Raw genomic sequence first — 13,940 nt, forward strand, 5'->3', positions numbered from 1 at the left:
TTTAGCTGTCCCCTCCTTCAAAAACCTTAGCCACTTTCTTTTCCATAGAGTCGTCCTTTACGCCATCGGCGGTATGTTTGCTGATGGAGTGAATGAGCATTTCATTTTCTCCCACCTCAATTGTGATAGTTCCGGGAGTCAGGGTAATGGAATTGGCGAGCATATATTTGCCAAAGTCAGTCTTCAGCTTGGGCTTGATTCGGACTAAGGTCGGATCGAGCTCCTTGATATCTCCTGGAGTCAGAGCGAGCTTCAAAATGTGAACATTCGAAAGGACGATTTGCCACAGGAGCCAAAGACCATATCCTGGCAGGCGAATGATTTCTCCCATTCGTGATCCAAAACTTTTGGATCGATTACTAAAATAGAAACTCCCTGAGATGGCAGTTATGAATAAGGAAGCAAGCGCACCGAGGAATAGGTGAAAGGCGTCAAACTTTCCTGAAAATACAATCCAGATGCCGAGTAACAGCAAGAAGATGGCAATACGGTACATATAGAGCGTTAGAGAAATTGCGGATGCGGACTTAGACTCGACCTTCGGATAACAGGTGAGCGAATATGTAAAAAAAGTGATCTGCCTAGTCTTGCACAAGTCTTTTCGGGTGAATTTTTAGATCTTCCGGTTCCAAGATCACCTCCCATCTTCGCAAATGGTATTCTCCAGCCTTGAATTTTGGTCATGTTTTACAGCTTGCGTGTATCTCTGGTTATTAGGAATCATGAAGCTCAAGGTCAGTCGACTTGTCTCATACTAGTATTACTTTCAACCACCTCTGCATCTATGAATTGGCACTATGCAATCAACGGCGAACAACAAGGTCCGAAAAGTGAAAACGAACTTAAACAATTGTTTGAGTCAGGGCAGCTTAAGGAAAATGACTTGATCTGGAGAGAAGGTCTTAGCGAGTGGGTTTCTTATGACTTTGTATTTGTTTCACCAACTTCCGAGGCTGCGAGGCAAGCTTCAGCACCGGTGTCTCATGGGGCTCAAGGTCCGGCTCTGGACGCGCCAGTGCTGGAAGGTTTTGGTACGGGCGGACGAACCCCCAACGCCGATTTAAGAAAACAAGCGCTCGAAGCCCTCAAGGGGCAGTGGGGAGTGGCCATCGGATTGGTAATAGTCAGCTATTTGGCATTTATAGTGATGGGATTCATTCCCATTCTTGGGCTACTCGCGACGGTGATATGCTCCGGACCCCTGATCATGGGAATCGTTGAGTTTTTTGTCCGGGTCTACCGAAGGGCTGGTCCTGAGTTCGGGCAACTGTTCAATGGATTCAAAAACTTCCCTCTGGGACTTGCTCTATACTTATTGTTATTTGTTATCTCTGTCGGTGCGACCCTCATTGCTATAATTCCTGGCGGTATTTTAATAGGAATCGCAGTAGCTTCGAGTCAAGGAGGCTCGGAGGCCTTTACTCCTCACATGGGTCTGGGATTTGGCCTCCTCTACATAATGATGTTTGGCATGTCTATTATGCTGTATCTGTATTTTGGTCTCTCATTTTTTATTGCCCTCGATGAACCGGAATTAGGAGCCGTGCATGCTTTGAAAAAGAGTCCGGCCATGATCAAGGGACATAAAGGTAAACTCTTTATGATGTACCTCGTATTTTTCGGATGGTCCTTGCTGACAGTATTCACCCTTTTTATCGGAATGTTGTGGGTTGGCCCTTACTGTATTACGAGTTTGGTCGCATTTTATGACGACCTTAAAGATCCTGCTGCGGCTTAGTCTAAGACCCTCTGGATTTTCCATTGCGCTTTTAGAGGCGCCTGTTCAAGGTTGCGCGTTTTTTAAATTAGCACCATGAGCAAGAACACTTCGGACAATACCCACGACCTGTTTGCCGTACGAAAAGGCAAGCTGGACAAGTTGCGCGACGAGGGAATCGATCCATTTCGACAGAATTGGGTGCAGAGCCATACCTCGACCACAGCAAAGGCGTTGTATAAACCGGAGGAAGACAACGAAATTGAGGTCTCCGTTGCCGGTCGCATCACTAATATGAATGTGATGGGCAAGGCCATGTTTGCCAAAATTCTCGACCGCGATGGCAAAATCCAGATTTACGCAAAGCGTGAAGAATTGGGTGAAGAGAAGTATTTCAAGCTCCGGAAGCACGATATTGGTGACATCATTGGTGTCTCCGGCCCGATGTTTGTCACAAAGACGGGCGAAGTGACCGTTCGGGTGACCGACTATGCGATCGTTTCTAAGTCCATGCGACCTCTACCTGAAAAGTGGCATGGTCTTGCCGATGCGGATACCATTTATCGGAATCGTCACCTCGACCTGATTACCAACGAAGAAAGTCGCGATCGCTTTAAAAAGCGTAGCGCGATCATTTCCTGTATCCGCCGATACCTGGAAGCTCAGGATTTCATGGAGGTGGAAACCTCCACACTTCATCACATCGCTGGTGGAGCTGCCGCTCGTCCATTTGTGACGCATTTTAATGCCCTGGATTGCGATTTCTATCTGCGCATTGCGCTGGAGCTGCACTTGAAACGTCTTCTGGTTGGAGGATTTGATCGTGTCTTTGAGATCGGTCGCGTATTCCGCAATGAGGGCCTTTCTCGTCGACACAACCCGGAGTTCACCATGCTGGAGGTTTATCAGGCCTATTCTGATTTTCGCGGTATGATGGAACTCATCCATGGCATGATCCAGACCATCTGTAAGGATGTATTGGGTACTACCACCATCGCCAATTCGGATGGAGTTGAGATCGAGCTCGGTGGGGATTGGCGTGAAGTCTCCTACAAGGAACTTATTTTAGAAGCGACTAAAGATCCCGAGTGGTTCAGCCGATCCAAGGAAGAGAAGCTGGCTGCGACTGAGGGGCTGGGGATTCAGGTGAATCCGGAACTCGAGGATTATGAAATCACCAACAACGTCTTTGAGAAGTTGATCGAGCCTACTTTGATCCAACCAACTTTCGTAACACACATTCCAAAGGAACTGTGCCCGCTTGCGAAATTGAACGAGGACGATCCGGCCGTGTTGGACGTATTTGAACTTTGCATCAATGGGCAGGAGATTGCTCCCGCCTACTCTGAGCAGAACGACCCCTTTATTCAGAAAGAAATGTTCGAAGCTCAGATCGGTGAAGAGACTCAGGATCTCGATACGGAATTCCTGGCTGCGATGGAGCAGGGGATGCCACCAGCAGGTGGTATGGGTGTCGGTATTGACCGCTTGATCATTCTTTTGACCGGTGCGGCTAATATTCGAGACACCATCCTTTTCCCAGCGCTGCGTCCCGAGAAACGAGAAGAGGCTGAGGAAGAGTAAGAAGTAGAAGCAACCAGACAACTGGATGTGTTGGCACTTTTTTAGTTCTAAGGAAACAGGTGTCAGCTTTCAGGTGTTAGGTTTTTTTAATGCTAGCCTTCATCCTTCATCCTTTTACCTTCATCCTTTATCAACAATGCCTTGGTATCTCTATCTAGCCTTTAAACAACTCTTCCCGACTGGATCGAAAGTTTCGTTCTTTCTGGTTTTGTCTGTCATTGGAGTTGGGCTGGGAGTGAGTTTATTAATCATCGTTCTCACGGTCATGAATGGCTTCCAAAAGGAGATCCGTGATAAGATTGTCGAAACATCCGGTGATATCAGGGTCGAAGATCGGGCTGTCATCTACGACTACGACGAGCTGATGGAGGTTGTAGCCGGTGTTGAATACAAGGGGAAACAAGTGGTCGAAGCGGTTTCACCTTATGCCTACGGATTTGTCATGGTGCAAAACCGCAATGTGCCAGTGTTCCCGGCCATACGTGGGATCGATGTTAATCTGGAGCAGGAGGTTATCTCCTACGAAAAGTTTATGAAGTCGGGTTCGATTGACGATCTGGACGACGACTCGGTTATTATTAGTTCAGGACTCGCTCGCAAGATTGGAGCCTTCAGGGGAGATACACTCGAAGTCATTTCGCCTTTGATCATGGAGAAGCTGGAAGAGGATGAGATCATGTTGCCGCGCCAACTCCGCATCGTTGGTATTTTCGAAACGGGCTGGACGGTCATCGATAACAATACTCTTTTTTGTACACTCACCTTGATGCAGGAGTTCTATGGGCTTGAGGATGGCATTCATGGGCTGACCGTGCGCTTAAAGCGCGGATATGAGGAAGACGTAGATCTCATCGCGGCGACCATCAACGATACCATCCTTTCTCACGATACACTTCCTTTAGGGGTGAAGGCATTTTCCTGGCTCGATCTAAACCGCGACTTTCTTTTTGTCCTCCAGCTGGAAAAATCAGTTATGTTTTTTTTGCTCTTGTTTGTCATCTTGAACTCGGCCTTTTCCATCACCAGTACCTTGCTCATCTCGGTAGTTCGAAAAACAAAGGAGATCGGACTTCTGGGTGCCATGGGTGCCTCGCCTCGCGCTTTGATGGCTTGTTTTACAGCTCAGGGATTTATTATCGGAACGGTGGGTAGTATATTGGGCGTTGTATTTGCAACCGTCTGCCTGGCATTTCGAAATCAAATCGTCGCCTTCGTAGCTGGTATCTTCAATAAGGAAGAAACGCTCATCCGGTTCTATCAATTTACCCACCTGCCTGCACATTATCAACTGGACGACTTTTTGATCATTATCGGTTCAGCTGTAGTCGCCAGCACATTGGCTGGGCTGATTCCCGCCGTTCGCGCTTCGCTGATGCGCCCTGCCACTGCGCTCCGGAGCGAGTAGATCCAAACTATCTTTATAGAGTAGAATAGGCTTCCAGCCTGTTTTATTCAAGAAAGGAACCCTCACCTACACCGCTAATGGTGCAGTGAATATGGAACTTTCAAGGTGATACACTGGCAAGATACCTGTACTACTCTGTCCTACTCCTCAGCTTGCAGCTGATCAATGAATGACTCGGCCTCTGCGATGGCTTCGTTCATCTCATTAATCAGATTCGCTACATCTTCCTCCAGACCGATGACTTCGTTACGAATCGACGCAATGGCGCGTGCATTGAGATTGTGCTTAAGAAAGATTACCTGATCGCTGAATAGGAACCGTCACCTCTCCATGGATGAACCGTACTGGGGCGGCACACTCGATGCGCGTTGCGAAGACAAAGAAGGAGCCTGGGCTGCACTCCAGGGATTTATGGCTTTGTACGATGTGACTGGAGAGCTAGCCTACCTCGATGCGGCGATTCACGCCGGTGATGTGGTGCTGAGCTATGTGTATGTGTGGGATGTTGAATTACCGCCTGGCCGTTTGACCGATAACAATTTCAAAACCCGCGGATGGACGACCGTTTCCGCCCAGAACATGCACCTCGATGTGTATGGAGTGCTGTGCACACCAGAGTTTTGGAAACTGGGTGAGCTGACTGGAAATAAAGATTACCAGCGACTCGCACGCATCATGTTGGTTGCCTGTGGCCAATTGATCGATCCGTCAGGCAGTCAGGGCGAACAAATGCACCAGACCAACTACGCTCAACATTACGACTATTAGGACCTTGACGGTGTCCGTGGCGACTACGTAGAAAACTGGAATGTTTATTGGATTTCCGCCCACTTCCTGGTTGCCACCTCGAAGTTGGATCAGATGGGCGTCGACTGGCTGAGCTGGTGAGGACTATTAATGTAGCCACGGTGGTGACACCGAGGAGAACCCAGCTGAACTAGAGGACTGCATTGCGAGGACGCAATGGCCCTACCTTTCCTCAGTTCTTGAATGACGGTTCGTTTCCCTTTCTCAAGTAGTCGCGGTGGTAACAACGTGGAGCCATTATCAGTTCATCTTATCCAGAATGGCTTCCATCTGATCCATCGTCTCCTCCATGCGTTTAACCAGCGCTCGGTAGGGTGCTGGTTGAGTGAGATCGACGCCTGCTTTCTTGAGTAATTCGTGTGGGTAGTCGGAACCACCGTCTTTAAGTAGTCGGATAAATCGATCGATGGCTGGTTGTCCTTCGGTTAACATGTTGTCGTAAAGAGCAGCCCCAGCTGTCTTGGAGGTGGCATACTGGTAGACATACATATTATAATAAAAGTGAGGGATGAACATCCACTCGCGGGTGTAAGCGTCGTCAATAATAACTACGCCTTCACCGTGGCCATGGTAGCGGCGAACAATCTCGGCATACATGGATGTGATCTTCTCACCCGATAGAGCTTCACCGCGTTCAATAGCTTCGTAGAGCGACAGCTCGAATTCAGCAAACATGGTTTGGCGGAAGAAGGTTCCGCGCATGGCTTCCAATCCATTTCCCAGGTAGGAGAGACGTTCTTTGTCGTTCTTGGCCTGCCGGATGGTATTTTCCTCCAAGAGTAATTCGAGAGACGTGGACGGGATTTCTGCGATGAAGGTTGAGTAGTCGGCCGTTTCAAAGGGTTGTTCCGATTTGGCATAGAGCGTGTGCATGCCGTGACCCCACTCATGAGCAAAGGTAGAGACTGCATCGTAGGTCCCATTAAAGTTAAGCAACAAGTAAGGGTGCACGTCATAGGCTGAACCGTTTTGATAGGCTCCCGAGCGTTTGCCGGGTTGCGGATAAACGTGCATCCAACGCTTGTCCATCGCTTCGCGTTGCATGTTCACCCAGCCATCACCGAAGATCGACATGGCATCCAGGGTCATGGTCTTGGCTTGTTCCAGATCAAACTCCTGATCGAGTGACACGAGAGGTGGGTAAATATCGTAGTAATGCATCTGGTCGATACCGAGCATGCGCTTACGTAGTTTAAAATAACGATGCAGGGTAGGGAGGGATTTGTTCACCTCCTTCACCAGGGTTCTATAAATGTCCTCCGGCAGATTATCCTGAAACAGTTCCCGTTGCAGCACGCTGTCATAGTTGCGGGCTTTGGATAAAAAGACTTGGGCCTGCAGGTGAGAATTGAGGGTCATCCCAATGGTGTTTTCATACTCTCCCCATTTTCCCCAATAGGCATCAAAGACCTGCTTCCGATCGTCCCGATCTTCGCTTTGGCGATGGGTGGAATAGCCCTGGCTATTGATGGTAACCGTGTCGCCTGTTGAAAGCTCAATTTCCGGCCAGGGAATTTCTGCATTAGCCAGCAGACCATAGATCTTGTAACCAGCCTGAAGCGGTTGTGAGGCGGAAGCCAGAAGCTGTTCGCCTTCGTCGGTCAGGGTGTGGGATGCATTTCTCAGCGTATTACGTAGCGAATGAGCAAAGGGCGCAAGGCGTGGCTCTTCCTCTTGATAGGCTGCAATGGTGTCGGCCCCAAGCTTAAGGATCTCTGGGTCGATCCAGGATGCTGCCTCGGCTACACGGCTAAACATTTGTTGAGCGAGTTGGTCCTTCTCCTGATTAGGCGCATTCCCCAAGTCCTCGTCTGCCTTGAGACTGGCGTAGGAATAAACGCGCAGGGCTTTGCGGTAAAGGTCAGAAACCAGTTGGTGTGTTTCATAAAAACTCGTGGCGCCATCAGCTAGAGAACCTTTGCGGCTCTTGAGATCGTCCAGCTGAGCCAGCACACTCTCCCTCGCTGCATTCCAGGTCTCGTCGTTTGGATAGAGTTCGGTAAGATCCCAGACTGAAGCTGGGTCTACCTCTTTGGATTCGTGCTTATCAGCCAGAAGGTCAGATACAAGAAACAGGGTGAGCAGGAAAATTGTGTTCACTAGAAATATTTGAGTCAGACGCATGCTTTGAATGTGTTTGGATTTGTTCACGCATGACAAGTCCAAGATGAGCTTTGTTCATTTTTGTAGGTGAGGTTTTTAAAATCAGTCTCAGCTTTTCCTTGTTGAGTTGTTTCATTGGTGAAGTGAGAATAGCTGAATGTCCTATTCCTATTATTCGCTTCCCGATACTCCCTTAATTAACCGTCGGAAATTTTTTCGCTTAACCGGTTCGTTGGCTGCGGCGGCCGCTTGGTCATCGGTTTCTGGTCAACCGGTTCAGCGGAACCCCAAATTATCGGCGTATCCATTTCAACTCGGAGTCGCATCCGGTGATCCGTCTCCTGACGGCGTAGTGCTATGGACACGGCTTGCTACGGATCCATTGAATGGCGGTGGCATGCCGATGGAGCCAGTGGAAGTATCCTGGGAGATTGCTGCTGATGATAATTTTAGAAAAGTAGTGCAGAAGGGCACCAAAATCGCCGTTCATGATTGGGGCCACTCGGTGCATGTAGAGCTCCAGGGACTTCAGCCAAGCCGCTGGTACTACTACCGCTTCAAAGTCGGCAATGAAACCAGTCAGGTAGGGCGCACGCGCACAGCTCCGCCCATTAATTCCACCCCCGACGAACTCCGATTTGCCTTCGCTTCCTGTCAGCATTACGAGACCGGACATTACACCGCCTATGATCACATGGTGCGCGAGGACTTGGATTTGATCATTCATTTGGGTGATTATATTTACGAAGGCAAAGGTGCCGACGGACGTTTCAGAAAACATCACGGGGATGAGATTTATACGGTGGATGACTACCGTACGCGTTACGCGCAGTACAAATCCGATCCTGCCTTGATGGCTGCTCATGCAGCCGCTCCCTGGTTGGTCACCTGGGATGACCATGAAGTCGATAACAACTACGCCGATGACGTTTCACAGGATAAGGGAGTGAGTTCGGCTCGTTTACTTCAGAGAAGAGCCAACGCCTACAAAGCCTACTACGAGCACATGCCTTTACGCTCGGCTCAATTACCTCACGGTCCAGATATGCCACTCTACCGTCGAGTTCCTTATGGAAATCTGGCCGATTTCTTTGTCCTGGATACCAGGCAATATCGCAGCGACCAGCCCTGTGGCGATGGAAACAAGATTCCCTGTGATGGCGTCTATGAGGAAGGCACCTCAATCTTGGGGGTCCATCAGCGCAGCTGGTTGATGAATGGGCTAGAACATTCGGCTGCTCAATGGAACGTACTCGCACAACAAGTCATGATGGCAAATCTTGATCGTCAGGTAGGCCCTGGAGTAGCGGTTAGTATGGATAAATGGGCAGCCTATGAATTGGAGCGTCGTGATTTATTAAATTGGTTCAATGAAGCCCAAATTACCAACCCAGTCGTTCTGACCGGAGACATTCATAAGAATTATGCCTGTGAATTGCTCCGCGATTTTAACGATCTTGATTCCAGCAGTGTGGGCACCGAGTTTGTCGGAACTTCCATTTCATCCTCAGGCGATGGCTTCGATCAACCCGACAACATCGATCAGTTGTTATCGGAGAATCCATTTCTTAAGTACCACAACGGTGAGCGAGGTTATGTTTCTTGTACTGTGAACCAAAAGGAATGGCGTACCAATTATCGGACCGTGCCGTTTGTCAGCAGACCCAATGCGCCCTTGAATACACGCGCCAGCTTTGTAGTTGAGTCGGGGCGCTCGATTTTAAATAAAGTTTAGACGCAAGGGTAGCAGCTTTTGCCTTCCATTTTTCAGTTGTAGCCCAAGTAAAAAACACAAAGCCTATTAACTGTCATGACCCGTCTTGCTTGCCTATTGAGTTTGATCCTCGCTCTGTCCGTTCATGGTCAGGGGCTTAACTTTCAATTCGATCCCGATGCTCGGCGCCCTGTCCAAAAGACACCGAAAATCACCGATCCCTTTCTGATCAAGAATGCAAAGCGGAAAGAGGTGGTTGAATTGCCGAGTGGGCTGCAGATTGAAATGCTCAATGTCGGTTATGGCAGAAAGCCAGGGCCTCGAGATACCGTTGTCATTGATTATAATGGATGGCTCACCGATGGAACCCTTTTTGATAGTTCCTATAAACGCGGTAAACCCGGTACCTTCAATGTGTCTGGAGTCGTCCAGGGTTTTTCAGAAGGCCTTCAACAAATTCGCATGGGTGGTCACGCCAAGATCTACATCCCCAGCCATATGGCTTACGGGAAAAAAGGTTCACCAGGCGCTGTGCCTCCGAATTCGACTTTAATATTTGAGATAGAGATACACGATGTGATTGAGTAGCTGTTTATCGCTCAGTCTGGGGACTGTCTTTTGGTTGGCGAATCGGCAGCTCGCGGAGGCATTATTTTTTCGTTAATTATTTTTGTGGTAGCAATAACCGGTGTATTCGATCAATCTGCTGTCTAGTTTTAATGGCTTTCGAAAACACTGACTGTGGATTCTGATAATTTTTCCCCCGCCCTGAACACAATTTAAGCTCCTCATGTCCACGACTCTTCAAGACAGCCCTTTACTCAGCTACCAAGCCTCAGTGAAGTTCTTCAGGCCATTAATCAGATAGGTAGGACGGAGGACATTATCCTATCCGCTGATCAGGCACGCATAGCTTTAGCCGCTTTTCTTGAAAACAAGATATACATTCTGGATATTGATTTCGCATCACCCGAAATTCGTATCACAGGTGTCAGAGTATTGGTTTCTGAGAATTTGAATGAGCCTAATGGTATTGCGTGTTTAGGCAACGATCACTTGGTGGTTTGTAATAGGGCCGAGAATGTTTCTGTCTTTCGGATTCCGGAGGCTTCTAATTCAGGGGAACCCATTCCCCCTATTGCTTTTATTTCGAGTCGAGGCATTTTCAGTACCAAGGTTAGGACGCCTGGCTCTGTGGCAGCCTATGAGGTTTCCAGCAACGAATACCGTATTCTGGTTTCGAACGATCAATGGCACTTTGTCAGTGCTCACAAGATTACTCTGGGCCCGTCTGTTCTCATTGAACATGAAGGGGTGTTGTTAGAAAATGAGCTCCAAATCCCCGATGGCGTTAGTATTAGCGCTGACCACCAATGGATAGCCGTGAGTAACAACACCGAAGGCGAAGTTCTCATCTTTGAAAATACTCCTGACCTGAACCGTACGACTTCGGCCGTGGCGAGGCTTCAAGGTGTGGTGTGTCCTCATGGCCTGGATTTTGATGCGCACGGCAATGTTTATGTCGCGGATGCGGCAAGCCCCTATTTGCATTCCTTTAAAATGCCATCCGATGGATGGAAAGGGCAGCGTTTGAAATCCCGGCCAATTTTACTTATGGAGCGCGATACTTTTTATAAGGGCAGATTCGCTTCGAGAGAAGGTGGAATAAAAGGACTCCACGTCCATAAGGCCAAACATATCCTGATGACTACTCATCAGCACGGAGTTCTGGAATTTTATGACCTGAATCGTTTCCAGGAATGTGCTTCCCATGTAGATGAAGAAGAATTGGATGCCATGCGTTTAGGAAGGGACCAAGAGATGTCCGGGAGCGCCGTCCTTTTCAGTCGTAGGTGGTCGATGACCCAACGCTTGCGTGCTCAACTCGGTCGCATCAAAATTAAGTTGATTAACTTTCCAAGGCAATGGTCTGCATGGTGTAACCGACTTAGGTTGAGGTTCTGCAACCGATTTTCCCGGACTAAGATCAGTGATGCATCGAATGAAGTTGTGGTTTCCTCAGCTGCTCATGCGAGCCAGATTTCACATTTCTATCTCGCCATTGAGTCCATTGCCCAAGGGCTTCGAAAGCCGGGCAGGGCAATTCTATAGATCGCCGGCACTTGTAAGATTCCTGCTGCACTCAAGCGATTGCAAGACCGTGGATTGGAGATCATCTTCAGTGAGGACTACGGAGCCCATACCAGCTACTTCGCCTATCTGAATTCAACAGAGGTCGATCCCTCCCAGCCATTGATTACGGCAAATCATAACAGGGTGTATCCATCGGAATGGTTAGACCGTTTGATGACAGCTCATCAGGAGCATCCATCCGTGATTCATTGTTTTGACGCGAAAAGGATAGGCATCAACAAGTATCATTTTGATCCCTTACATTTTTGGGATGTGAGTCAGGACGCACATCCTGACCGGCTTAACTTTTTAAATACGGAATTGGGCGTTATTTATCCAGCTGAGTTTTTGAAGTTCGTAAAAGAACGGGGAACTGGATTTAGATCGGTTTCCCCGGATACGGAGGACGTTTGGATGAGTCACATGGCCTTTAAAGAAGAGGTCCTAATAGGCTCTCTCCAAAACGAAGGACTCGTTTTTGATCCGATCCCGGTTAAAGAAACCTACGATCTGCCTAGGATTCAGTTTATGTTCGGCGGGGCTCAAATTCAATTGGATCAAACTTACACTAGGGAAGATCGTCAGAAGTTGTTCCAGTTACACAGCGGCTGATTTAGGCAGTGCTGTGCTAAGAGTTGCTCCTTCAAATATTGCGATCCTGTTTCGTGACTACTGCGGGTGTAGTTTCCTTTCGTATTCTGGGAAGACCTTAAAATATCCTTTCTCAACGGAGGAACAGTATTTAGGCTACTTATTTTCACTTCATTCTACCCTATGAATTTCCATATTTTTCCGAAGCTGTTTTTGGGAGCTCTCTTGTTCGTCCTTTGTTTTTCTATAACCTGGGCTCAGGCTCAGCGTCAGCGCCCGCAAGTCCCAACGCCGACCTTTGCCAATGCCGCCTATGGTGATCATCCGAGCCAAGTGCTGGACTTTTGGCAGGCTGAAGTGGGGAATAGTGGACCTCTTGTCATCTACATTCACGGCGGTGGGTTTCGTGGGGGTTCCAAGAACGGCATCGCCGCAGCCAAAGTAAAAGCTTACCTGGAGCACGGTATCCATGTGGCATCCGTCGAATACCGCTTACTGGATGTAGCCAAGCTACCCGCTGCTCATGATGATGCCGTCCGTGCGATTCAGTTTATTCGCTCCAAGGCCAGAGATTGGAAAATAAATCGCAATAAGATCGGGGCCTTTGGGGGTTCTGCAGGAGCCCAATTAGTAGCCTATCTCGCCTGGCACGACGATATGGCAGATCCAGATAGTGAGGATCCAATCGCTCGCCAATCCACCCGTTTGGCTGCCGTGGCTCCTCTCAATGGACAGGCGACCATGGATTTAGACTGGTGGATAGAAAACATTCCTGGCTATGAAGAACCTCATCGTAAGATAAGCGAATACACCGATCTTTCGGGAATCGCGTTAGATGCCGTGATCAAAGAAATCTCCGTCATCAACCATATCAGCTCGGACGATCCTCCCACCTACATGCGCTATGGAATGAAGCCGGATGATCAAATCCCTGACGACGAGCGACGGGCAGGTGGCTGGAAGGTTCACCATGTCAATTTCGGTGTCGCTATGGATGAAAAGCTAAGAAACGCGGGAGTCGAATCCACACTCAGTTATCCTCCCCTGGAAAAGCTCGAGGGATACTACGAAAACGAAGTCGAATTCTTTATTAACCACCTCCTCTGGGAAAACGGCCAAGATCAATACAAAGACTATGAGGCTCACAGCTTCACTGGTTCGTCTGGTGATTCCTTGAATTACCAGATCCTCAAACCCAGGAATTTTAACCCTAAAAAGAAATATCCCTTAGTCGTCTTTCTCCATGGCAGTGGCGGACGCGGTCCGGCAAATATTCGCAACGTAGTTGATGCGAGTATTCCAGCTCGATTGGCCTCTGACGATGTCTATGGGAAATACGATGCTTTCTACTTGGTTCCCCAATGTCCTGGCCCAAACACCTGGGGGCAGGGAGATTGGTTGCTTGAGCGTTCACGAGCAAGCGGAAGGACTCCTCGTCCCAGTGTTCAGGATATTCTCTACGAGTTGATCGATGACACGATTGCGAATAACTCCATCGATACGCGTCGCTTGTATGTGACCGGTCTTTCCATGGGTGGTATGGGAACATTCAGCGCCGTATCAGCCAGGCCAGACTTTTGGGCTGCCGCCGCACCGGTATGCGGAGGATGGGATCCAGCCGATGGTGCCAGCTTTAAAGATACTCCCACACGAGTCTATCACGGAGATGAGGACCAGGCCGTGGACGTGCAATATTCGCGCGATATGTTTGCAGCCATTAAAGCCGCCGGAGGCGATGTCGACTACATCGAGTATCCGGGGGTGGGGCACAACTCCTGGCTCAATGCCTATTGGGAGCCCTCGCTCTGGAAATGGATGTTCAAACAAAAGCGATAGCTCGTTTTCGTTTTGTCTTCTATCTGTCTCCCTCTTCGTCTTACTCTTTC

General features: G+C 48.7%; 12 protein-coding genes. 9 read left to right on the forward strand and 3 right to left on the reverse strand.

From position 1 onward, the window contains the following. Position 1 precedes the first annotated feature (1 nt). Positions 2-496: a Na+/H+ antiporter subunit E gene (locus GA003_03620; protein QXD29076.1), complete on the reverse strand. Its 495-nt coding sequence runs from the start codon at positions 494-496 to the stop codon at positions 2-4. Positions 497-784: 288 nt separating this feature from the next. Here GA003_03620 and GA003_03625 point away from each other — a divergent pair, with 288 nt between their 5' ends. The 3 genes from GA003_03625 (at position 785) to GA003_03635 (ending at position 4,706) form a co-directional block, all read left to right on the forward strand. Further along, a complete protein-coding gene (locus tag GA003_03625) occupies positions 785-1,738 on the forward strand; it encodes a DUF975 family protein (protein QXD29077.1) in 954 nt (317 codons plus the stop codon). 75 nt (positions 1,739-1,813) lie between these two features. Beyond that, positions 1,814-3,301, forward strand: a complete 1,488-nt coding sequence (gene lysS / locus GA003_03630; protein QXD29078.1) for a lysine--tRNA ligase — start codon at positions 1,814-1,816, stop codon at positions 3,299-3,301. Positions 3,302-3,437: 136 nt separating this feature from the next. Further along, the gene (locus GA003_03635; GenBank protein ID QXD29079.1) at positions 3,438-4,706 is read left to right on the forward strand and encodes an ABC transporter permease; all 1,269 of its coding nucleotides are present in this window, start codon (positions 3,438-3,440) and stop codon (positions 4,704-4,706) included. Between the two features lie 140 nt (positions 4,707-4,846). On the opposite strand, the gene GA003_03640 is transcribed toward GA003_03635, so the two are convergent. Next, positions 4,847-5,002, reverse strand: coding sequence for a DUF2959 domain-containing protein (locus GA003_03640; protein ID QXD30331.1), 156 nt, complete (start codon positions 5,000-5,002; stop codon positions 4,847-4,849). A 34-nt stretch (positions 5,003-5,036) separates the two neighbouring features. On the opposite strand from GA003_03640, the gene GA003_03645 reads away from it, so the two are divergent. Then, positions 5,037-5,474, forward strand: coding sequence for a hypothetical protein (locus tag GA003_03645; GenBank protein QXD29080.1), 438 nt, complete (start codon positions 5,037-5,039; stop codon positions 5,472-5,474). Between the two features lie 279 nt (positions 5,475-5,753). Here the strand turns inward: GA003_03645 and pepF are convergent, their stop codons facing one another. Next, positions 5,754-7,637 (reverse strand): oligoendopeptidase F, encoded by a 1,884-nt coding sequence (pepF, locus tag GA003_03650; protein ID QXD30332.1) that lies wholly within the window; start codon positions 7,635-7,637, stop codon positions 5,754-5,756. A 136-nt stretch (positions 7,638-7,773) separates the two neighbouring features. Between pepF and GA003_03655 the strand changes: the two genes are divergently transcribed. From GA003_03655 to GA003_03675, 5 genes are all read left to right on the forward strand, one after another. Further along, complete coding sequence (locus GA003_03655; protein ID QXD29081.1) at positions 7,774-9,351, forward strand: alkaline phosphatase D family protein; 1,578 nt, start codon at positions 7,774-7,776, stop codon at positions 9,349-9,351. A 75-nt stretch (positions 9,352-9,426) separates the two neighbouring features. Further along, on the forward strand, positions 9,427-9,918 hold the full coding sequence (locus GA003_03660) for an FKBP-type peptidyl-prolyl cis-trans isomerase (protein ID QXD29082.1): 492 nt from the start codon (positions 9,427-9,429) through the stop codon (positions 9,916-9,918). Positions 9,919-10,524: 606 nt separating this feature from the next. Continuing rightward, a complete protein-coding gene (locus GA003_03665) occupies positions 10,525-11,442 on the forward strand; it encodes a hypothetical protein (protein ID QXD29083.1) in 918 nt (305 codons plus the stop codon). A gap of 54 nt (positions 11,443-11,496) precedes the next feature. Next, on the forward strand, positions 11,497-12,075 hold the full coding sequence (locus GA003_03670; protein QXD29084.1) for a hypothetical protein: 579 nt from the start codon (positions 11,497-11,499) through the stop codon (positions 12,073-12,075). 162 nt (positions 12,076-12,237) lie between these two features. Next, a complete protein-coding gene (locus tag GA003_03675; GenBank protein QXD29085.1) occupies positions 12,238-13,890 on the forward strand; it encodes an alpha/beta hydrolase fold domain-containing protein in 1,653 nt (550 codons plus the stop codon). Positions 13,891-13,940 lie beyond the last annotated feature (50 nt).

The organism is Opitutia bacterium ISCC 52 (assembly GCA_014529675.2).
Classification (GTDB): Bacteria; Verrucomicrobiota; Verrucomicrobiia; order Opitutales; family UBA2995; genus UBA2995.

Excerpts from the sequence above, each read along its gene's own strand:
- GA003_03620 (QXD29076.1), bottom strand. The coding sequence starts at position 496 with ATGTACCGTATTGCCATCTTCTTGCTGTTACTCGGCATCTGGATTGTA.
- GA003_03625 (QXD29077.1), top strand. The coding sequence starts at position 785 with ATGAATTGGCACTATGCAATCAACGGCGAACAACAAGGTCCGAAAAGT.
- lysS (QXD29078.1), top strand. The coding sequence starts at position 1,814 with ATGAGCAAGAACACTTCGGACAATACCCACGACCTGTTTGCCGTACGA.
- GA003_03635 (QXD29079.1), top strand. The coding sequence starts at position 3,438 with ATGCCTTGGTATCTCTATCTAGCCTTTAAACAACTCTTCCCGACTGGA.
- GA003_03645 (QXD29080.1), top strand. The coding sequence starts at position 5,037 with ATGGATGAACCGTACTGGGGCGGCACACTCGATGCGCGTTGCGAAGAC.
- pepF (QXD30332.1), bottom strand. The coding sequence starts at position 7,637 with ATGCGTCTGACTCAAATATTTCTAGTGAACACAATTTTCCTGCTCACC.
- GA003_03655 (QXD29081.1), top strand. The coding sequence starts at position 7,774 with ATGTCCTATTCCTATTATTCGCTTCCCGATACTCCCTTAATTAACCGT.
- GA003_03660 (QXD29082.1), top strand. The coding sequence starts at position 9,427 with ATGACCCGTCTTGCTTGCCTATTGAGTTTGATCCTCGCTCTGTCCGTT.
- GA003_03675 (QXD29085.1), top strand. The coding sequence starts at position 12,238 with ATGAATTTCCATATTTTTCCGAAGCTGTTTTTGGGAGCTCTCTTGTTC.